This is a genomic window from Shimia sp. R9_1, from assembly GCF_017743775.1.
GTDB lineage: Bacteria > Pseudomonadota > Alphaproteobacteria > Rhodobacterales > Rhodobacteraceae > Shimia.
In genome coordinates this window covers 44,822-65,908 of the sequence record NZ_JAGHRN010000001.1, presented here as the reverse complement: position 1 = coordinate 65,908, position 21,087 = coordinate 44,822, and the positions used below count along the sequence as shown (strand labels likewise).

Genomic DNA, 21,087 nt, shown 5'->3' with positions numbered 1-21,087 from the left:
TAAGACAGAGCGAACGAATAGGAGAGTAGGCGTGAGCAACACCGACAGTTTCATCGAAGAAGTCACCGAAGAAGTCCGTCGCGACCGCCTGTTTGGCCTGATGCGCCGCTATGGCTGGATCGCGGTTTTGCTGGTGATTGCAATCGTTGGTGCAGCTGCTGCTAATGAAGTGCGCAAAGGCAACGCCCGCGACGCGGCGCAAGATTCCGGCGACGCAATCATCAAAGCTGTGTCCTCAAGCGATACGCAAGCGCGTGTGGCTGCTCTGGCCGATCTGAAAACCGAGTCGCCTGATGCGCAGGTGGTCTCCGATATGTTGCTGGCCGCACATCAGCTTGAGCTTGGCGCAGGCACGGATGCGTCTGAGACATTGGAAGGCATCGCAACCAGCGGGTTGGATATGCCGGAAATCTACCGTCAGATTGCAGCCTTTAAGGCTGTGCTGGCTGAGGGCAAAGACACACCGGCGGCGGAGCGTCGTTTGGCACTCGAGAGCCTTGCCACACCGGGCGCACCATTGGCGCTCTTGGCGCGTGAGCAGCTTGCGCTTCTGACTTTGGAAGAAGGGGACGCGGAAGGTGCGATCACCCAGTTGCAGGATTTGATTCAGGACGCCGCAGTGACAGCAGGCTTGCGCAACCGCGCGGCTCAGTTAATTGTGGCTCTTGGCGGAACACCGGCTGAAACCAACGGACTGGTGGTTGGTCAGTAACCTGACCGCAAAAGACGATAACGGGGTGGGGGCCTGTTCAGTGACACGTAAGACTTTGATGCTGGCAGCGGTGGCCACTGCAGCGCTACTCACAGCCTGCGCCGAACCAGAAGTCATTCTGCCCGGTGCCCGCGAAGATCTGGTTGCACAGCCAGAGGTGCCAGAAAACCAGAGCCCGGCGATCAATTTGCCGTCTCAGGTGCAAAACGCAAGCTGGACCCACCGTATCGGCTCGCCCAAATATCGCACCGCCAATGCGGCGCTGTCCGCGCGTCCAACCGTGGCTTGGACGGCCTCTATCGGCAAAGGTGAGTCGCGCAAAACCCGCATCACCGCCGATCCGGTTGTGGCGGACGGGCGCATCTTCGCTGTGGATGCCGAGGCGACCATCAGCGCGACCTCAACCTCTGGTGAGACCCTGTGGAGCCGTGATCTGACCTCACCGCAGGACAAGACAGGGCAGGCGTCAACCGGCGGGCTGGCTTATGGCGATGGCAAAGTTTTTGTCACCACCGGGTTTGGCGCGTTGACCGCGCTCGATCCAGTAACTGGCGCCGTGCTTTGGGAGCAGAAACTTCAGGCGGTCGGCAGTGGCACACCTACCGTTTATGACGGACTGGTTTATGTGGTCTCCGGCGACGCCACCGGCTGGGCGCTGGAAACCGACACAGGCCGCGTGGCCTGGCAGCTCGTGTCGCTGCCCAACGTGCAGAACGTGCAAAGCCCTGCCGCACCTGCAGTAACAGATCGCCTCGTGCTCTTCCCTTATGGCTCCGGTGAAATTCAGGCGGCTTTCCGTCGCGGCGGTGTGTCGCGCTGGTCCGCAGGCCTGTCAGACGTGCGCCCGGGCCGCTCGGTCAACACGGTTGGCGATATTTCCAGTGATCCGGTTGTGGTCGGCAACACTGCCTATGTGGCCAACCATTCTGGCCGTATGGCGGCCTTTGACATGGAAACCGGCCAACGCAACTGGACCGCCGATCATGGCGCGCTCAGCCCGGTGTTCCCGGCTGGGGGATCGCTGTTTTTTGTGTCTGAGCGCAATGTGCTGTTGCGGATCAATGCGCGGGATGGCAGCCGGATCTGGGGCGTGCAATTGCCGCAGTTTGTGAAAGACAAGCCGCGCAAGCAATCGACGCTACACGTGCACTACGGCCCCATTCTTGCAGGTGGTCAACTGGTGGTGGCCTCCTCTGACGACAAGATCCGTTTCTACAATCCGCAGGACGGCGCCCTGACAAACACCGTTGATTTGCCCCATGGCGCAGCCACAAACCCGATTGTGGCGGGTGGCGTGCTCTATGTGGTGAATCGCAAAGGTGAATTGTACGCTTTCCGTTGACGCAATAATGGTATATCGGAGCGACTTCAGACGTTCCGGAGATCTGTCATGAGTTTCACGCTCGCCATTGTGGGCCGCCCAAACGTGGGCAAATCCACCCTGTTCAATCGCCTTGTCGGCAAAAAACTCGCGCTGGTGGATGACCAGCCGGGGGTGACGCGCGACTTGCGGGAAGGCGATGCCAAACTTGCCGATCTGCGGTTTACCGCGATTGATACGGCGGGTCTGGAAGATGCCACCGATGACAGTCTTGAAGGGCGCATGCGCCGCCTGACGGAACGCGCGGTGGATATGGCTGATATCTGCCTGTTCATGATTGATGCGCGGGCAGGGGTCACCCCTACCGATATGATCTTTGCGGAAATCCTGCGCAAACGCGCCGCCCACGTAATCCTTGCCGCCAACAAGGGCGAGGGTGCGGCTGCGGACTCTGGTGTGCTTGAAGCCTATTCCCTAGGCCTTGGCGAGCCGATCCGTCTGTCGGCAGAACATGGTGAGGGTCTCAACGATCTTTACACCCAGCTCATGCCGCTGGCGGATGAATTTGCCAAACGCGCCAAAGCGCTGGATGACGAAGTCGAGACCGATGTGGATCTCGACGAAGACGAAGCCGATGAAGAGCTCGATCCTGATGCGCTGCGGCCGTCTCAGATGCTCACCGAGCGTCGACCTTTGCAGATCGCCGTTGTGGGCCGTCCGAATGCCGGTAAATCCACGCTGATCAACAAGATCATTGGCGAAGACCGCCTGCTGACCGGCCCGGAAGCCGGGATCACCCGCGATGCCATTAGCCTGCGCACCACCTGGGACGAGACCCCGATGCGGATCTTTGACACCGCTGGGATGCGCAAAAAAGCCAAGGTCCAGGACAAGCTGGAAAAGCTCTCTGTGGGCGACGGTCTGCGCGCGGTAAAATTTGCCGAGGTTGTGGTGGTTCTGCTGGATGCGGCCATTCCGTTTGAGCAACAGGATCTGCGCATTGCAGACCTTGCGGAGCGCGAGGGGCGTGCGGTGATCGTTGCAGTCAACAAATGGGATGTGGAAGAGCACAAGCAGGAAAAGCTGCGCGACCTCAAAGAAGCCTTCAACCGTCTGCTGCCGCAATTGCGTGGCGCACCGCTCATCACAGTCTCGGCCAAAACCGGCCGTGGGCTGGAGCGCCTGCATGACGCTATTCTTGATGCCTATGACACATGGAACCGCCGTATTCCCACCGCCGCACTCAACCGCTGGCTCGTGGAAATGCTGCAACAGCACCCGCCACCCGCACCGCAGGGAAAGCGCATCAAGCTGCGTTATATGACCCAAGCCAAGACCCGCCCGCCGGGCTTTGTGGTGATGTGCTCCCACCCGGACAAGATTCCCGAGAGCTATTCTCGCTACCTTATCAATGGCTTGCGGGAGACTTTCGACATGCCCGGTACACCGATCCGCCTCACCATGCGCGGACAGGGCGACAAGAACCCCTACAAGGGCAAGAAAAAATCCACGCCTTCGCGCCTGCGCAAACATATCAAAGGGCGCGGCGCCCCGCACTGAGGGTGCAGATCGCAGAACTGATTTGAGGGTCGTCCATTGGGCGGCCTTTTTTGCTGAAATGACAGGCAAGGCCTTGCCACATCAGCAGCTTTTGGCGACCCCGCACGTTGCCGAAGGTCAATTTCGCGTTATAGTTGGTGAAGTTGAGCCAATTTCTGATTGGTCGCGTATTTGATACAAACCCAGGCCATTTTTCAGGCCAAGGCGGAAATTTATTTGAACAGAGGGGTTTGCGATGGACATTCGCGAGCGCTTGAAAGGCTATACAATACAGGATGACCGTATCGGCGCGGTCAGCTTCTTTGGCACCTTTGTTTTCTATTTTGCCACCCTGTATCTCGCCATTGCCAACCAGGGCACGTGGTACCTGCTGGTGCCGCTGATGGTGGTGAACGGACTCTCAGCGGTGCGGCTTTATGTGTTGCAGCATGACACCGGCCATGCCTCGCTGTTCAAAAGTCGCAAACACAATGACTGGGCCGGGGAGGCGCTGTCTGTGGTGACCTTCGCGCCCTATGCGGCGATGCGGCACAACCACAATATGCACCATTCGCACCTCGGCAATCTGGACCACCGCGATACCGGCGAAATCCACACGATGACCCTGCGCGAGTGGGAGGTGGCCGGGTTCTGGGAACGGCTCTACTACCGGCTTTACCGCAATCCTTTCGTGCTGATCCCGCTGGGCAGTCTTTACACCTATTTCATCCGCTACCGCTGGCCCAAAAGCGCCTTAAGCATGTGGCGCTCGGTGGTGCTGCACAATCTGGTAATCTTTATCTACATGGGCGTGATTGTCGCGCTGGCCGGATGGAACGGGCTGTTGATCTGGTTCCTCAGCGCGCTCTTTGGCGGCATGGTGGGCGTGTTTATGGTCTACCTGCAGCATAACTTTGAGGACACCTATTGGGACCGCCGCCCGGATCTGGACCCGCGGCTGGCGGCGTTGCAGGGTTCTTCGGCGCTCGATCTCGGCTGGTGGATGGATCTGGCCTCCGCCAACATCGCCTATCACGACATCCACCATTTCAACGCGCGCATCCCGCATTACAACCTGCGCAAATGCCATCAGATGATCCGCGATGAATATGGATTGCCAACGATCAAATGGCCGGAGGCGCTGCGCTCGTTTTCGCTGAAGCTTTGGGACGAAGAGGCGGAGCGTCTGGTGCCTTTCCCGAAGAAAGGCGCGACACAAAGCGCGGTGGCGGCCGAGTAGGCCGCATGTAGGGGAGGGGCCAGCCCCTCTTGCCCTCACGGGCAATTCACCCCGGGATATTTGACGAATGAGAAGAAAAAGCGCGGCCTCCGAGGAGGGTCGGGGCCGCGCTTAATTTTGTCTGTCTGGTCAGGCGTTAGGCCAGTTTGCCTTCTGCGGTCAGCACGGTTTTACCCCCCAGATAGGGTGCAAGCACCTCTGGCAGCACCACAGAACCGTCAGCCTGCTGGCCGTTTTCCAGAACCGCGATCAGGCAGCGGCCCACTGCGAGGCCGGAGCCGTTGAGTGTGTGGACATATTCCGGCTTGCCGCCATCGGCGGGGCGGAAACGGGCGTTCATGCGGCGGGCCTGAAAGGCGCCGGTGGTGGAGACAGAGCTGATCTCGCGGAAGGTGTCCTGACCCGGAATCCACGCCTCGATGTCGTAGGTGCGGCGCGCGCCAAAGCCCATGTCGCCGGTGCAGAGCACCACAGTGCGATAAGGCACACCGAGTTTTTCCAGCAGACCTTCGGCGCAGCGCAGCATGCGCTTTTGCTCGTCTTCGCTTTTGTCCGGATGGGTGATGGAGACCATCTCCACCTTTTCGAACTGGTGCTGGCGCAGCATGCCGGAGGTGTCCTTGCCCGCGCTGCCCGCTTCCGAGCGGAAACACAAGGTGTGGGCGGTCATGCGGATCGGAAGGGCGCTTTCTTCCAGAATGTCACCGGCGACCGAATAGGTCAGCGGCACCTCAGAGGTCGGCACCAGCCACCAGCCGTTGGTAGTCTGATAGCTGTCTTCGCCAAATTTCGGCAGTTTATCGGTGCCATACATGGCTTCGTCACGCACCAGAACCGGCGAGTTCACCTCGGTCAGTTCGTTTTCATCCACATGGGTGTCGATCATGAACTGTGCCAACGCGCGGTGAATGCGGGCCACCGCGCCTTTGAGCATCACAAAACGCGCGCCGGAGATTTTCGCCGCGGTTTCAAAATCCATCGCGGCGGCGACGCCTTTGATGTCGAAATGCTCCACAGGTGCAAAATCCAGTTCGCGCGGCGTGCCCCAGCGGTTCACCTCGACGTTGTCGTCCTCATCCGCACCCTCAGGCACGTCATCCGCCGGCAGGTTGGCAATGCGCGCCAGCGTGTCGGTCAGCTTGGCGTCAAGCTCCTTGGCTTCGTTCTGCATCGCCGCGACTTCGGATTTTTTCTCTCCGACAAGGGCGCGCAGCCGTTCAAACTCGGCCTCGTCCCCTTTGGCTTTGGCGGCACCAACCTCTTTGGCGGCGGCTTTCTGGGCGGCTTGGGCTGCTTCAGCGGCAGCAATCTTGGCGCGGCGCTCTTCATCAAGGGCCAGCACGGAGGAAGACATGGCCGCATCCCCACGGCGGGTCAGGGCGGCGTCAAAAGCGGCCGGGTTCTCGCGGATCGCTTTAATGTCATGCATCTCATGTGTCCTTTGATTGTATGTGATTCACAGTGCCGCCTATATGCCGGAGCGGCGGCGGGAGGGGAAGAGTTGTGTTAGTCGGGGATGTCGACGCCTTTTGACGCGGCAAAGGCGCGCCATTTTGAGTGGTAGGTGGAAAGGTCTAATTCTTCTCTTGGCCAGTGTCGCGGTCGCGCTATATCGTTCGGAAGCAGGGTGCTTCCATCTCCAAAAATGTCGTTAAGATGTTCTTCGATCTTTGGCACCATTGTAAGGTCAACAAATTTGAAAGAGGCGCCTTTGAAACAGGCATCTATCAGGTTCGTTGTACCGTCGACTACTGCGCTGCTGAGATTAGCCCCTGTCAGCCGCGCTTCTCTTAGGTTAGCCGATATTAAGTTCGCGCCTTCTAGGTTGGCACGAAGCAATGTCGCATCCCAGAGGGTTGCTTCCCTGAAGTCAGCACCCCACGCAATTGCGCCCTCTAGATCCGCTCGACCAAGATACACCCGCTGAAGGTCTGCACCCTCAAGATATGTTTCTTTCAAATTGGCTTCCCTTAGAATTGCACCCCGCAATTTTGCGCCGCCAAGGTAGGCATTTCGGAGGTCGGTGTCCCACATTATCGCTTCCTGCAAGTTGGCACCTCCGAGATTTATCCCTCGTAAATTAGCGCCTCCAAAGTCAACACCTTGTAAACTAGCATCACGAAAAATGCCGTTTTCAAAGTTCAATTGTGTGAGTTCCATCGCCCCAAGATTTGCTTTTCTGAGATCGATTTCTAGATTTTTGGTCTGTACATTCTCAATGGATTGCAATCGCCCTAACACCTGCACAGCAAATTCCATGTCAGATCGCTCTATCGTTAAACTACCTACCCATGCCTTTATGCGGTCAATGTCATCTGTTTCTGGTGATTCAGGCGCTGTATGTATTTTTGAGAGTTCTCGAACATATACGCTCAACAGCCGTGAGACCCTTGTCGCCTCTCGTGGTTCTTCGCGCACCAATCCCTCTAAGCGGTCTATTGCAGCGTTGCGACGAACGATGTCTTCTTCCCACAGAGTTTCCCAAGAGCGTGTGCCTGTTTTTTTAGAAATTTGCCGTTGAGCATGCAAATCCGCAGCGGCCTCGGCGATCTTTTCATTAAACAACCCCGCTGTCGCCGTTTCGGTTTGTTCTTTGTTCAGACGTAGGCGCTGCAACGTCACCGGCAAAATCACCACGGCTCCCAAGACTGTGGTCAACGCCGTAAGCTGCACCAGTTTGAACCGCCAATCCCATATTTCAGTCTGCTTCTTGCGATTGGGAATCTCATGCCAGATTACATCCCAGATCAGCCCAAACAGACCAGACGTGAGCAGAAGGAAAATCCCCAACCACAGGGTCGCTAGAAGAAGGAACACTCCGGGGTTGAGTTTTTCCAGACCTAAGCCGTGCATTATCTTTTCAAGCGGTGAGGTCGTTCTGTTTGCGGGAGGCGATAAAATTGCGAAGATCAGAAGCGTCAGAGCGGCGAAACCACCCGAAAAAGCAATGCCCCAGAACATCTGCTCAGAAATTGGTAGAGTCATTTCTTCCATGTTCAGACCTGCCGATTGTTTCAGGTGTCCTCAAAGTTTTGCCCCCCATCTGCCGATCCGTCCAGCCCCACATTTCGACCGCCATTTGGTTCGTGTGACTGGCTGCTCCGCATTTCCCATCATCTCGCCTTGCATGTGCCGCCAAGCCCACATAGGTTCCCTGCGACTTTGCGGGGCATCGCCTCGCCTGAATTTAGAGGACATAGACACATGCAAGAACTCGGCCAGTTTCTGCCGCTCATCCTGATCTTCGCGATCATGTATTTTCTGCTCATCCGCCCGCAGCAGAAGAAAGTTAAAGAGCATCAGGCCATGGTGGCTGGGGTGCGCCGTGGGGATCAGATCGTGACCCAGGGTGGCCTGATCGGCAAGGTGTCCAAGGTCAAGGACGACAATGAAGTTGAAGTCGAGCTGGCTGAAAACGTGAAAGTCCGTGTGGTGAAATCCACCATCGCGCAGGTGCTGGCGAAGACCGAAGCGGCCAAAGCCGAATAAACCCGCGCACTTATAAAAGACACGACCAACAGGGCTGCAAACATGCTGCAAATCGACCTTTGGAAACGGGTCCTGATCTGGCTCACCTGTGCGGTGGGCCTGCTCTTGGCCACGCCAAATGCCTTTTATCCGAAGGTTGAGGCCCATAATGACGCGCTCGCCGCTATGGAATTCGGCGAGATGAATGACGAGCTTGAGGAGGCGGTCGCGGCGTGGCCGTCGTTCATGCCAAGCCGTCTGGTGAACCTTGGTTTGGATTTGCGCGGTGGTGCGCATCTTCTGGCGGAAGTGAAGGTTCAGGACGTTTATGAAAGCCGCATGAAAGCGATGTGGCCCGAGGTGCGCGACCTGTTGCGCGGCGAGCGGGCCACCATCGGCACCATCCGTCTGCAGCCTTCGCCTGTGGATGAGCTGCGTGTGAAGATCTCCAAGCCTGAAGCCATTCAGGAAGCCGCCACGCTGGTGCGCGGCCTGTCGCGTCCGGTGACGTCGATCACCGGGGCCGGGGCCTCTGACATTGTGGTGCGCACCGATGGTGACACCATTGTTGTGACCCTTTCTGATGCGGAAAAGCTCGCCACAGACGAGCGCACCGTGCAGCAGGCGCTGGAAATCATCCGCCGCCGGATTGACGAGGTGGGCACACGTGAGCCGACCATTCAGCGCCAGGGTGCGGATCGTATTCTCATTCAGGTGCCCGGCATTGGCTCGGCCTCTGAACTCAAAGACATCATTGGCACCACAGCACAGCTGACATTTAACCCGGTTGTGGGCCGCGTCTCTGATCCGGACGCCCCTGCGGGTGTGGGCAACGAAGTGCTGCCGTCACTGGATGAAGAGGGCGTCTACTACATCGTGGAAAGCGCGCCTGTTGTGACCGGTGAAGAGCTGGTGGATGCACAGCCAAGCTTTGACCAGAACAACCGCCCCGCTGTTTCTTTCCGCTTCAACCCAACCGGGGCACGCAAGTTTGGCAACTACACCGCTGACAATATCGGCAGCCCGTTTGCGATTGTGCTTGATAACGAAGTGATCTCCGCGCCGGTCATTCAGGCCCATATCGCGGGCGGCTCCGGCATCATCACCGGGCGCTTTACTGTGGAAGAAAGCACCAACCTCGCTGTGCTGCTGCGCGCAGGCGCTCTGCCGGCTGGTCTGGAATTCCTCGAAGAACGCACCATCGGTCCAGAGCTTGGCCAAGACAGCATCGAGGCAGGCCGGATCGCCTGTATCGTCGCCTTTGTCGCCGTGCTGGTCTTTATGTTCCTGAGCTACGGCACCTTTGGGCTGTTTGCCAATATCGCGCTGATTATCAACGTGGGCCTGATCTTTGGCCTGCTGAGCCTGATCGGCGCCACGCTGACCCTGCCGGGCATCGCGGGGATCGTGCTGACCATCGGTATGGCGGTGGACGCCAACGTGCTGGTGTTTGAGCGTATCCGCGAAGAGCTGAAATCGGCCAAAGGTCCGGCCCGTGCGATCGAGCTTGGCTATGAAAAGGCGCTTTCGGCCATTCTGGACGCCAACATCACCACATTCATCACCGCTGTGATCCTCTTTGCCGTGGGCTCCGGCCCGGTACGCGGCTTTGCCATCACGCTGGGACTTGGCATTCTCACCTCCGTCTTCACGGCGATCTTTGTGACGCGTGTGATGATCGTGATGTGGTTTGAGCGCCGCCGTCCCAAGACAATCGAGGTATAAGCCATGCGTTTGAGACTGGTTCCCCAAGAAACCAAATGGGATTTCTTCTCGCGTCCAACCCTGTGGCTGGGCATTTCCAGCGCACTGATGGTGGCGGCTCTGGTGAGCTTCTTCATTCAGGGGCTGAACTTCGGCATCGACTTCCGGGGTGGCACAACCATCCGCACCGAAAGTGCGCAGGAAGTGGTTGTTGGTGACTACCGCGAGGCGCTGGTGCCGCTGGAGCTGGGCGATATCTCCATCACCGAGGTGTTTGACCCGACCTTTGACGAAGATCAGCATGTCACCATGATCCGCATTCAGGCCCAGGAAGGCGAAGAGGCGGTGACGGCGGATGTGATCGAGCGCGTTGAGGCGCAGCTGAAAACCGTGGTGTCTGACATCAAGTTTGTATCGGTTGAGTCCGTTGGCCCCAAGGTCTCCGGTGAGCTGATCAAAACAGCGGCGATTGCGGTGCTGTTGGCGATTGGCGCGGTTCTGATCTACATCTGGCTGCGCTTTGAATGGCAGTTTGCCTTGGGCGCTGTGGCCGCGCTTGTGCACGATGTGGTGCTGACCATCGGGGTCTTCTCCGAGCTACAGATCAAGTTTGACCTCGCTATCATCGCGGCCCTGCTGACCATTGTGGGCTACTCGCTCAACGACACTGTGGTGGTGTTTGACCGCGTTCGTGAAAACCTGCGCAAATACAAGAAGATGGAGCTGAAAGAGGTTCTCAACATCTCCATCAACGAGACCCTGAGCCGGACCATGATGACCTCTGTCACCACGTTGCTGGCGCTGATCTCTCTGTTTGTGCTGGGTGGTGACGTGATCCGGGGCTTTGTCTTTGCGATGATCTGGGGGGTGATTGTCGGGACATACAGCTCGATCTTTATCGCCTCTGCCGTGCTTCTGAAGCTGGGCGTGAAACGCGACTGGTCCAAGCCGGACAACACCGCTGGCAACCAATTCGCCAATATTGATGCATGACATCCTGACCCAGGCCCTCGCTCTTGACGGGTTTGCCTGGGTCGCCGCTGCCGCCTTTGTGGCAGGCATTGTGCGCGGGTTTGCTGGATTTGGCACCGCACTGATTTACCTTCCCATCGCTGCGCAAGTCATGCCGCCCCTCTGGGCGATCATCACGCTGGCGGGCATGGATATCCTCGCACCTGCTGTTCACATCCCCGCCGCGCTGCGCAATGGGCACCGCCGGGATCTTCTGCGTCTGATGATCGGCGTGGTGTTGCTTATGCCTGCCGGGCTCTGGCTTTTGGAGCGCACAGAGCCTGATGTGTACCGCTACCTGGTTTCGCTTCTGTCGCTCGGCATGTTGGTCGTCTTGCTGACCGGGTTTCGCTATCGCGGCGCGGTCACAGCCCCCATGGTCTATGGCATTGGCGGGGCAGGGGGATTGCTGGGCGGTGCCGCGGGGCTGCCGGGGCCGCCTGTGATCATGTTCTACATGGCCAGTCCGCATGGCCCGACAGTGATCCGCGCGAATACCAACGCCTATCTGTTTTTCTACGACATCTTGCTTGTGGTGGTGCTGATCTGCCTGAGCCGCTTTGAAGCCGCACCCTTTGTGCTTGGTATCATGCTGTCGCTGCCGGCGATGGCTGGCAATCTTTTGGGAGGCTGGCTCTTTGATCCGCGCCATGAGAAACTTTACCGGGCTGTGGCCTATCTGATTATCGCTGCCGCTGCCCTGTCCGGTTTGCCATTCTTGAACGCGGGCGGGGGGCATTAGGAGGAGAAGATCATGCAAATGACAGAAGTGACCTATGCGGACGCCATCCCGATAGACAGCTATGGCCCAGGGTTTTTCCGCATCGGCGGAGAGGTGATCGAAGGCGGGGCTGTGATCCATGCCAAAGGCGCGCGCAGCTGGGCAGGCTATGAGGATGCGCAAGTGGTGTTGGCGCTGGCGGAAGAGATCGATTTCATCCTCATGGGTACAGGTCCCGACATGGCACCGGTTCCAGCCGCCTTTCGCGAGACGCTGGAAGCGGCAGGCATCGGCGTGGAACCCATGGCGTCACCCTCTGCCTGCCGGACCTACAATGTTCTGGTGAGCGAGGGGCGCCGTGTTGCGGCCGTCCTGATGCCGGTCTGAGGGCTGCGGCGGGGCGTGCAACGTACGGTGCGTTTACATCTGCGTTGAGTGCGGGAGCCGAAAACAACACCACCGCGATACAGCCGCAATACCGACGCGATACAGACATGCGATGTGGGCTGCGTCAAAAGGTTACTCTTTTGCCATCGTAGAAAAGCGGTTAGATGCAGCGTCATGACTTTGCGCGTAAAAGATGTCAGCGTGGCGCGTGGTGGCGTGGCCGTTCTGGAAGGGCTGTCCTTTGAGGTGACACCCGGCAAAGGGCTGATTCTGAAAGGCCCCAATGGCGTCGGCAAGACCACGCTTTTGCGCACGGTTGCCGGATTGCAGCCCCCCTTCAAAGGCACCGTTGAAGCGTCCGAAGAAAGCATTGCCTATGCGGCCCACAGCGATGGTTTAAAGGCCATGTTGACGGTTGAGGAAAACCTCAGGTTTTGGGCGGAAGTCTTTGGCAAGTCTGACATTTCTGCCGCCATCGAAGGGTTTGATTTGGTCGAGTTGCAAGGCCGTCTTGCAGGCAGCCTGTCGGCCGGACAAAAGCGCCGCCTCGGGCTGGCGCGCCTGTTGGTGACAGGGCGTCCGATCTGGATTTTGGATGAACCCACCGTGTCTCTGGACACCGCCTCTGTGGCCCTGTTTGCCAAAGCGGTGGAGCGGCATCTGGCCAGCGGTGGCAGCGCGCTTTTGGCGACACACATCGATCTTGGCCTGTCCGTGGACGTGCTGGATGTCGGCCCCTTCCGCGCAACTGCGCGTGAGGGCGCCATTGCAGGCTACGATGAGGCCTTCTTATGAGAGCACTTCTCCTGCGGGATCTGAAACTGGCCTTCCGTGCCGGTGGCGGCTTTGGCCTTGGTATCGCTTTTTTCCTTATTGTTGTGATACTTGTGCCGTTCTCTGTTGGTCCTGAAAGCGGCCTTCTGACCAAGATTGCGCCTGGCATTCTATGGCTCGGCGCGCTGCTGGCTTGCCTTCTGTCCCTTGACCGTATTCTGGCGCTTGACTGGGAAGACGGCACGTTGGATCTGGTGGCCACATCACCTCTGCCGCTTGAGGCTGTGGTCTCCGTCAAGGCGCTGGCCCACTGGCTCACCACAGGGGTCCCGCTCGTGGTCGCCGCGCCGCTCTTTGGGGTGCTGCTGAATCTGCCACCACAAGGATACATCTGGCTGATCACATCGCTGGCTCTGGGCACGCCAGCCTTGAGTGTGATTGGCACCTTTGGCGCGGCGCTGACGGTGGGGATCAGACGCGGGGGGCTGCTGCTTTCCCTTTTGATTTTGCCACTTTACGTGCCAACCCTGATCTTTGGTGCAGAACTGGCGCGCCGGGGGGCTGAGGGGCAGGCCGTGACCACACCGCTGTTGATGCTGGCAGGGATCACCTTTGGTGTCATCGCGCTTTTGCCTTTTGCCAGTGCGGCAGTATTGCGTGTTAATCTGCGATAGCGCTTAGGGTATTTAATCCATATCAAAGCACCTGTGATGCTCTCATGGAAGTGAGGTGCAAAACACGGCACAGAAAGTTAGGACGACCTCATGGGATCGATCTGGGAATATGCCAATCCGGTGAAATTCAGCCAAACCGTTTCGCGGTTTCTGGCACCTGTTGCCATCGTGGCTGGCGCCTGTCTGGTGATTGGTCTGATCTGGGGCTTTTTCTTTACGCCGGATGACTTTCGCCAAGGCTCCACCGTGAAGATCATCTATCTGCATGTGCCTTCAGCACTGATGGCGATCAATGCCTGGTTCATGATGCTGGTCACCTCGCTGATCTGGCTGGTGCGCCGCCACCACGTAAGCGCCCTTGCAGCCAAGGCGGCAGCGCCCATTGGCATGGTGATGACGGTGATTGCACTGCTGACAGGCGCGATCTGGGGACAGCCGATGTGGGGCACATGGTGGGCCTGGGATCCGCGTCTGACCTCCTTCCTTATCCTGTTTCTGTTTTATCTTGGCTATATCGCCCTTTGGGAGGCGATTGATGATCCTGACACCGCCGCAGATCTGACGTCTGTCCTGTGCATCGTAGGATCGGTTTTTGCCGTGCTCAGCCGGTATGCTGTGAACTTCTGGAACCAGGGTTTGCATCAGGGGGCGTCGTTTGCACGGGTTGAGGCTGTTACGGGGGCGGACACCACGGAGAAAGTCTCCAACGTCTTCTTTTACCCGCTGCTGATGTGCATCGCCGGGTTTGTTTTGCTGTTTGTTGCGCTGGTGCTGCTGCGCACGCGCACGGAGATTCACAAGCGCCGCACACGCGCGCTTTTGGCACGGGAGCGCTTGGCATGATGCCGGACCTTGGAAAATACGCTGACACGGTGCTGTCGTCTTATGCGGTTTCGCTGCTGTTGATTGCCGGTCTTGTGTGGCTCAGCATCCGTGCGGCCCGCAAAGCCCGTGCGGATCTGGATCAGGTGGAGGCGCGTCGCAATGAGCGCTCGTAAAGTCTCCCCGTTGATGTTCTTGCCGCCCCTGCTGTTTGCGGGGCTTGCAGCGCTGTTCCTGATCGGGATGCAACGCCAGAACCCTGATGAGCTGCCAAGTGCATTGGTGGGCCAGCAGGCGCCCTCTGCGGAAATGACGCCGCTGGGCGACAAGCCCATGTGGGATGACGCGGCGCTGCGCAGTGGCAAGCCAACTCTGGTGAACTTCTGGGCCAGCTGGTGCGGCCCTTGCCGTGTGGAACATCCCAATCTGGAGCAGCTCCAGTCCGAAGGTCTCACCATCCTCGGAGCGAACTATAAAGACGTGCAAGGCAACGCTTTGTCTTTCCTGGATGAATTGGGAGATCCCTATGAGGCGGTTGGGGCGGACACGGCGGGACGTATGGCGCTCAACTGGGGTGTTTATGGCGTGCCGGAAACCTATCTGATTGATGGGCAGGGCAATGTAGTTCTGCGTATTGCAGGGCCGGTCACTCAGCGCGAGTTGGACGAGCGGCTCCGGCCCGCGCTGGACAGTTTGAAGTAATCACTCAGCCTGAAAACTTTTGAGAAAGCCCATGCCAGCAGGTGTGGGCTTTGTTCTTTCTAGGGGCGTCATTTGGAGATCACATCAATCTGGTCTACCAAAGGAGAGATTGTTTTGAGTGATTTCTTGTGGAGTAAGCGTGATGCGTTTTGCCGCCTATAATATCGAACATTTTGACCGCGCCTTTACCAATCAGAACGTGCCTGAGCTGGATCATAAGCGTCAGAAGAAAGATCCGCTGCCGCAGATAGAGGCGGTGGGGAAGGTGCTTTCAGAGATTGATGCGGATCTGATCGGGATCACAGAGGCCCCAAACACTGCAGGCAGCGCAAATGCCGTGAAATCCACCGTGGCCTGTCTTGAGGCTTTCGCAGCGCAGGCGGGCCTGCGCGCGCGCAAATGTGTGTTTGGCTTTAACGCCGGCACTCAGGAAATTGCGGTGCTTTATGATCCGGACAGTCTCGATGTGACACATAAGCCGAGCGGCACAGCCGGCAGCAAAAAGAGCCCCAGATTTGATGAGCCGTTTTTATATGATGCGGATGAGGATGGGTTGCAGGAGCTGCACAAGCATGATCGCCCGCCCTTGGAGGTGCATGTAGAGCGCAAGGATGGCGGGGCGCCGATGGATCTTTTTGTTGTGCATGCCAAATCCAAGGGTATCTTCAACAGTGTCGATTTGGTGCATCTGGAGCGCACGTCGCGCAGGAACCGCCTGCGTCTGTTTGCCCAAGCCGTCTCCATCCGGGAGCGTGTTGACCGGCTGTTGGTTGATGATGCGCGGGTGATGGTGATGGGGGATATCAACGACGGTCCGGGCATGGATGAGCATGAGGCGAAATTTGGCCGCTCTGCTGTTGAGATCATCATGGGAGACCTGTTTGAGCCGGAGAAAATTCTGCGCTGCTACGCCGGGCGGCCAAAATGGAAGCGGTTTGGCTGGGAGCCGTCCACCACGCGGTTTTTTGACCAGATCACCGAAGATCCGATCAACGCGATGATTGATCTTATTATGACCAGCCAATCTATCAAACCGGCGGGTGAGGATGCTTACAGGATTTGGAACCCTTATGAGATGTGGACAAAGAAACAGCGTGAGGCGCCTGAAAACAAATCTCTTTTTGAGGCGCTGACTTCAGCGAGCGATCACTTCCCGGTCAGTTTCGATTTTGACTGAGACGGACTAAGGCCCCGTTGGTGGGGCCTTAGCCATTTGGTTTCAAGCCTTGGCGAGATTGCGCAGCACATAGTGCAGCACGCCGCCGTGTTCGATGTATTCAATCTCCGGTGCGGTATCGATCCGGCATTTCAGCGTGATGGTTTTCTCTGTGCCATCCGCATAAGTGATGTCGCACAGCACCTCTTGCAGCGGCTCAACACTGTCCAATCCGGTGATTGTCACGCTCTCTTCGCCGGTCAGACCAAGCGTCTTGCGGGTGTCACCTCCGGTGAATTCAAAAGGGATCACGCCCATACCCACCAGATTTGAGCGGTGGATGCGCTCAAAGCTTTCGGCGATGACCGCCTTCACACCTAGCAGGGCCGTGCCCTTTGCCGCCCAGTCGCGAGAGGATCCGGCACCGTACTGTGCGCCGCCAAAGACCACCAGAGGTGTGCCATTGGCCTGATGGGCCATCGCGGCCTCATAGACCGAAGTTTGCGCACCGTTTGGGCCATTGGTGTAGCCGCCTTCGACCCCGTCGAGCATCTCGTTTTTGATACGGATGTTGGCGAAAGTGCCCCGCATCATGATCTCATGGTTGCCGCGGCGCGAACCGTAGGAGTTGAAATCCCGCGGCGCAACTTGGCGGTCGGTCAGATAGGTGCCTGCCGGGGTGGACTGCGCAAAGGATCCTGCGGGGGAGATATGGTCTGTTGTGACCATGTCACCCAGCATCAACAGAACTTTTGCGCCTTCAATATTGCTGATGGTGCCGGGTGCTGGCCCCATGCCTTGGAAGTAAGGTGGGTTTTGGATGTAGGTGGACGTCGCAGGCCAGTCATAGGTTTCCTGTTGCGGCACCTCGACGCCCTGCCATTTCTCATCCCCTTTGAAGACATCGGCATATTTGGATTGAAATGCCTCGCGGGTCACCGTTTGTTGCACTAGGTCGGCAATCTCCTGTGTGGAGGGCCAAATGTCTTTGAGGAAGACGTCGTTTCCGTTCTGGTCCTGCCCAAGAGGATCGGAGGTCAGGTCGATGTCGAGCGTCCCGGCAATCGCATAGGCCACCACAAGGGGCGGGGAGGCAAGGTAGTTGGCGCGCACATCCGGGCTGATGCGGCCCTCAAAGTTGCGGTTGCCAGACAGCACTGAGGTCGCCACCAGATCGCCTTCGGCAATGGCGTCGCTGATCTCTTTCTGGATCGGGCCGGAGTTGCCGATACAGGTGGTGCAGCCATAGCCCACAAGGTTGAAGCCAAGCGCGTCGAGATCCTTTTGCAGATCGGCGGCTTCCAGATAGGCCGATACGACTTGAGATCCGGGCGCAAGCGAGGTCTTGACCCAAGGCTTGCGGTTCAGTCCTAGAGCGGCGGCCTTGCGCGCCACAAGCCCTGCGCCGATCATCACGTAGGGGTTGGAGGTGTTGGTGCAAGAAGTGATGGAAGCAATCACAACCTTGCCGCTTTCCATCATGTAGCCTTCGCCTGCAACGGCCACCTCTTTGCCCATTGGGCGCTTGAAGGTCTCCTCCATTTCGCGGCGGAAGGCGGTTTTGCCGTCGCTCAGCGCGATATAGTCCTGCGGCCGTTTCGGGCCGGAGATTGCTGGCACAATCGTGCCCATATCCAGATGCAAAGTGTCGGTATAGATCGGCGCATAATTTTCATCGCGCCAGAAGCCGTTTTCTTTGGCATAGGCTTCCACCAGCGCGATGCGGTCTTCGTCGCGGCCGGTGTTGGTGAGGTAGCGCAGGGTTTCGCCGTCAATTGGGAAGAAGCCGCAGGTTGCGCCATATTCCGGTGCCATGTTGGCAATCGTGGCACGGTCCGCCAAGGGCAGACGGTCCAGCCCGTCGCCGAAGAACTCGACAAATTTGCCGACCACGCCTTTCTCGCGCAGCATTTCTACGACCTTCAGCACAAGATCCGTGCCGGTGGTGCCTTCCATCATTTCGCCGGTCAGCTCAAAGCCGATGACCTCCGGGATCAGCATGGAAATCGGCTGACCAAGCATCGCGGCCTCAGCCTCGATGCCGCCAACACCCCAGCCCAGAACCGCTGCGCCATTGACCATCGTGGTATGGCTGTCTGTGCCAACCAATGTGTCCGGATAGGCCACCTCATCGCCGTTCTGGTCCATATCGGTCCAGACCGTCTGAGCGAGATATTCGAGGTTCACCTGATGACAAATCCCGGTGCCCGGAGGCACGACGCGGAAATTGTCGAAGGCAGTTTGTCCCCATTTCAGGAAGGTGTAGCGCTCCATGTTGCGCTCATATTCACGGTCCACGTTCATCTGAAACGCGCGGGGATTGCCAAATTCGTCGATCATCACGGAGTGGTCGATCACCAGATCAACAGGCACCAGCGGGTTGATTTTGGAGGCAGAGCCTTTGAGGCCAACGATACCGTCGCGCATCGCGGCAAGGTCAACAACCGCAGGCACGCCGGTGAAATCCTGCATGAGTACGCGGGCAGGGCGGTACGCAATCTCACGCGGGTTTTGCCCGCCATTTTTTGCCCATTCACCAAAGGCTTTGATGTCATCGGTTGAAACAGAAAAGCCGCCGTCCTCAAATCGCAGCAGGTTTTCCAGCACCACTTTGAGGGCTGCGGGCAATCTGGAGAAATCGCCAAATCCGGCGTCCTGAGCGGCGGGGATGGAATAAAATGAAATCGATTTGCCGTTTACCGAAAGCGTCTTACGTGCCTTGGCGTTGTCTTGTCCGACAGTGATGGGCATGTTGGCCTCCCTTTCAACATTACACAGGGGTTCGCTACGCAAATTTGTGGCCCATGTGCGACAGGCATTCAAGCTTGCCGCGAGGTTCACCGGCTTCTCGCGAAACCTTGATTGGCAAGTCAGACCATCGCGGCGTAGTAATGTTGCTGGGAAATGCGAAGGGGATAACTGAGACGATGATCAGGACAACAGGCATAATAGCGACACTTTGGCTTTCACTTGCATCCGTTGTTGCTGCAGGAGAGCAACCTGTTGTGGTTGAGCTATACACTTCGCAGGGGTGTTCCTCTTGTCCGCCTGCTGATGCCTACTTGCGCGAACAATTGGCCGCGCGGGAGGATGTGATCGCTCTTGCACTGCATGTGGACTACTGGGATTACATCGGCTGGAAAGACGAGTTCGCCAATCCGGCGTTCACCCAGCGCCAGCACAGCTATGCGCGTGCTGCTGGCCATCGCTCGGTCTACACGCCGCAGATGATCATCAACGGGCAGGACCATGTTGTCGGCGCACACCCCAATAAGGTGGAAAAGCTGATTGAGGCACATAAAGCAGTCTCTTCTCAGGTGGATCTGGATGTGACACGTGATGGGGATGCGATCAGCATCACTGCTTCAACAGACCTGAGCACACCTATGAATGTGCATGTGGTCCAGTATCGCTCGGCTGAGAAAGTCTCCATCAAACGCGGCGAAAACGCCGGACGTGTCCTGACCTACGCCAATATCGTCGACAATTGGGAGCAAGTGCGCCGCTGGACGGGGCAAAGCGATCTGGCGATGCGCGTCAATGTTGAGGGCGACGCTCCCGTTGTGGTGCTCATTCAACGCGAAAACGGCGGCCCCATCGAAGCCGCCGCGCGCGTAAAATAACAGACACTCAGGATGACGTTGGGGAGGATGATTAATCCTCGTCGTCATCCTCGTCGCTGATCAGCTCAATTTCGCCTAGCTCCACCAGCTCGCGCACACCTGTCGTGATTTCCGACATGGCTGCCTCTGCCTCTTTGGTTTTCACTTCGCCGCGGTCGTTGACACCTTCGCGCAGCTGATCCGCCATACGCGCGGACATGTTGTTGAGGATAAACTCTGTGGAGACGCCAAAGTCGCCCTCGGTGGCATAAGCCATGGCGGTGATCAGGCTGCCTTCGTCGAGATCGCGCACCAGACGGGGGATATCCAGCGGCTTCACGCGGGTTGCGATATGCGCGTAGGTAAAGATGCGTCTGCGCACGGCCACGGCAAATTCCGCATCCTGTTCGTCCAGCGATTCCAGAACGTTGTCGCGTGTTGCGGTGGTTGCGTTGTTGAGGATCGCGCCCAGACGGTCCTCGGGACCTTGTTTGAAGGCTTTGGGCGGGCGGTCCTCGATTTGGCAAGCCAGCGTCAGGCCGATACGGTCCACCGCCTCAGGCGTGATGCTTTCGGTCATCGACATGGCAAATGTGATGCGGCGGGCTTTATCGCCGGCCAGTTTGGCCAGAACGGTTGCGGCCTTGTCGACCGGGAGCTTTGACATCAGGACAGCAGAGACCTCGATGCTCTCGCTGTCGACCATATTGATCAGCTCCGGCACGGTGAGTTCCTTGATGCGCGACCAAGGGTTGCCGATCATGCGCACGCCAGCCTCTTTGCGCAGGCGCGCTTCGGTCAGTGGGCTGATCTGGCCCTGAAGCACGCTGAGCGCTCCGGAAATACCGTTCGGGAAAGAGAGACCGATGGATTCGAGTTCCTGCGCAAATTCCATCAGAACTTCGGCAAGGGTGTCACGGTCGATGTAGCCCATGTCGCCCATCATGTAGGTCAGATCTGCCTGATGGTTGTCTGACAGTTCGGCCAGTGACAGCTCGGCACCCTCATTGAGCAGAAAACGCACGATGATGGCTGCCTTTTGCGGGCGGGTGAGATTGGTTTTGCGCATGCTGCCAAAGCTGGGCATGTCAGCGGCACCACCAAACGGCGCCAGAGGAATCGCACTGCTCATCAATGTCTCCATAGGTCTTAGGCTGCAATGTCCCATTCAACCCTAAAGAAACTCTGAACAACTTACTTAAAGCACCTCGGTTTTTTCCCAAGATTTGAGAACGCCGAGGTGCACCAAGACCA

The 21,087-nt window shown here is 57.9% G+C and carries 20 protein-coding genes; 16 read left to right on the top strand and 4 right to left on the bottom strand.

Features of this window, described 5'->3' with window-relative positions; translation table 11 throughout:
- Positions 1 to 31 precede the first annotated feature (31 nt).
- From J7399_RS00290 to J7399_RS00275, 4 genes are all read left to right on the top strand, one after another.
- Complete coding sequence (locus J7399_RS00290; protein ID WP_209083492.1) at positions 32 to 712, top strand: hypothetical protein; 681 nt, start codon at positions 32 to 34, stop codon at positions 710 to 712.
- Between the two features lie 40 nt (positions 713 to 752).
- Complete coding sequence (locus J7399_RS00285; protein ID WP_348539412.1) at positions 753 to 2,054, top strand: PQQ-binding-like beta-propeller repeat protein; 1,302 nt, start codon at positions 753 to 755, stop codon at positions 2,052 to 2,054.
- Between the two features lie 48 nt (positions 2,055 to 2,102).
- Positions 2,103 to 3,593: a ribosome biogenesis GTPase Der gene (der, locus tag J7399_RS00280; protein ID WP_209083491.1), complete on the top strand. Its 1,491-nt coding sequence runs from the start codon at positions 2,103 to 2,105 to the stop codon at positions 3,591 to 3,593.
- 235 nt (positions 3,594 to 3,828) lie between these two features.
- Positions 3,829 to 4,812, top strand: a complete 984-nt coding sequence (locus J7399_RS00275) for a fatty acid desaturase (protein WP_209083490.1) — start codon at positions 3,829 to 3,831, stop codon at positions 4,810 to 4,812.
- Between the two features lie 136 nt (positions 4,813 to 4,948).
- Here the strand turns inward: J7399_RS00275 and serS are convergent, their stop codons facing one another.
- Together serS and J7399_RS00265 are read right to left on the bottom strand one after the other, a co-directional pair.
- On the bottom strand, positions 4,949 to 6,241 hold the full coding sequence (serS, locus tag J7399_RS00270; RefSeq protein WP_209083489.1) for a serine--tRNA ligase: 1,293 nt from the start codon (positions 6,239 to 6,241) through the stop codon (positions 4,949 to 4,951).
- A 77-nt stretch (positions 6,242 to 6,318) separates the two neighbouring features.
- Positions 6,319 to 7,806: a pentapeptide repeat-containing protein gene (locus J7399_RS00265; RefSeq protein ID WP_209083487.1), complete on the bottom strand. Its 1,488-nt coding sequence runs from the start codon at positions 7,804 to 7,806 to the stop codon at positions 6,319 to 6,321.
- Between the two features lie 210 nt (positions 7,807 to 8,016).
- Here J7399_RS00265 and yajC point away from each other — a divergent pair, with 210 nt between their 5' ends.
- The 11 genes from yajC to J7399_RS00215 all read left to right on the top strand — a co-directional run bounded on the left by yajC (position 8,017) and on the right by J7399_RS00215 (position 16,252).
- A complete protein-coding gene (yajC, locus tag J7399_RS00260; protein ID WP_209060364.1) occupies positions 8,017 to 8,301 on the top strand; it encodes a preprotein translocase subunit YajC in 285 nt (94 codons plus the stop codon).
- A gap of 42 nt (positions 8,302 to 8,343) precedes the next feature.
- Positions 8,344 to 10,005, top strand: coding sequence for a protein translocase subunit SecD (gene secD, locus J7399_RS20875; RefSeq protein ID WP_247742682.1), 1,662 nt, complete (start codon positions 8,344 to 8,346; stop codon positions 10,003 to 10,005).
- Positions 10,006 to 10,008: 3 nt separating this feature from the next.
- Positions 10,009 to 10,977: a protein translocase subunit SecF gene (secF, locus tag J7399_RS20870; RefSeq protein ID WP_209078264.1), complete on the top strand. Its 969-nt coding sequence runs from the start codon at positions 10,009 to 10,011 to the stop codon at positions 10,975 to 10,977.
- Positions 10,970 to 11,737, top strand: a complete 768-nt coding sequence (locus J7399_RS00250) for a TSUP family transporter (RefSeq protein ID WP_209083486.1) — start codon at positions 10,970 to 10,972, stop codon at positions 11,735 to 11,737. The genes secF and J7399_RS00250 overlap by 8 nt, the downstream gene beginning before the upstream one ends.
- Positions 11,738 to 11,749: 12 nt before the next feature.
- Positions 11,750 to 12,103, top strand: coding sequence for an Mth938-like domain-containing protein (locus tag J7399_RS00245; RefSeq protein WP_209060358.1), 354 nt, complete (start codon positions 11,750 to 11,752; stop codon positions 12,101 to 12,103).
- A 174-nt stretch (positions 12,104 to 12,277) separates the two neighbouring features.
- A complete protein-coding gene (ccmA, locus tag J7399_RS00240; protein ID WP_209083485.1) occupies positions 12,278 to 12,898 on the top strand; it encodes a heme ABC exporter ATP-binding protein CcmA in 621 nt (206 codons plus the stop codon).
- The gene (gene ccmB, locus J7399_RS00235; RefSeq protein WP_209083484.1) at positions 12,895 to 13,551 is read left to right on the top strand and encodes a heme exporter protein CcmB; all 657 of its coding nucleotides are present in this window, start codon (positions 12,895 to 12,897) and stop codon (positions 13,549 to 13,551) included. Before ccmA ends, ccmB begins: the two co-directional genes overlap by 4 nt.
- A 90-nt stretch (positions 13,552 to 13,641) precedes the next feature.
- Entirely contained in the window at positions 13,642 to 14,394 is a 753-nt protein-coding gene (locus J7399_RS00230; RefSeq protein ID WP_209083483.1) for a heme ABC transporter permease, read from the top strand.
- On the top strand, positions 14,391 to 14,549 hold the full coding sequence (gene ccmD / locus J7399_RS00225) for a heme exporter protein CcmD (protein WP_209060353.1): 159 nt from the start codon (positions 14,391 to 14,393) through the stop codon (positions 14,547 to 14,549). Before J7399_RS00230 ends, ccmD begins: the two co-directional genes overlap by 4 nt.
- Before the next feature lie 13 nt (positions 14,550 to 14,562).
- On the top strand, positions 14,563 to 15,075 hold the full coding sequence (locus J7399_RS00220; protein ID WP_209078350.1) for a DsbE family thiol:disulfide interchange protein: 513 nt from the start codon (positions 14,563 to 14,565) through the stop codon (positions 15,073 to 15,075).
- 142 nt (positions 15,076 to 15,217) lie between these two features.
- On the top strand, positions 15,218 to 16,252 hold the full coding sequence (locus tag J7399_RS00215) for a hypothetical protein (protein WP_209083481.1): 1,035 nt from the start codon (positions 15,218 to 15,220) through the stop codon (positions 16,250 to 16,252).
- A gap of 42 nt (positions 16,253 to 16,294) precedes the next feature.
- Here the strand turns inward: J7399_RS00215 and acnA are convergent, their stop codons facing one another.
- Entirely contained in the window at positions 16,295 to 18,982 is a 2,688-nt protein-coding gene (acnA, locus tag J7399_RS00210; RefSeq protein WP_209083479.1) for an aconitate hydratase AcnA, read from the bottom strand.
- 140 nt (positions 18,983 to 19,122) lie between these two features.
- On the opposite strand from acnA, the gene J7399_RS00205 reads away from it, so the two are divergent.
- Positions 19,123 to 19,854 carry a DUF1223 domain-containing protein gene (locus tag J7399_RS00205; protein WP_348539411.1) on the top strand — a complete coding sequence of 244 codons (732 nt, stop codon included), beginning with the start codon at positions 19,123 to 19,125 and terminating at the stop codon, positions 19,852 to 19,854.
- Positions 19,855 to 19,885: 31 nt separating this feature from the next.
- Here J7399_RS00205 and J7399_RS00200 read toward each other — a convergent pair whose 3' ends face one another.
- Entirely contained in the window at positions 19,886 to 20,965 is a 1,080-nt protein-coding gene (locus J7399_RS00200; protein ID WP_247742681.1) for a FliG C-terminal domain-containing protein, read from the bottom strand.
- Positions 20,966 to 21,087: the final 122 nt, after the last annotated feature.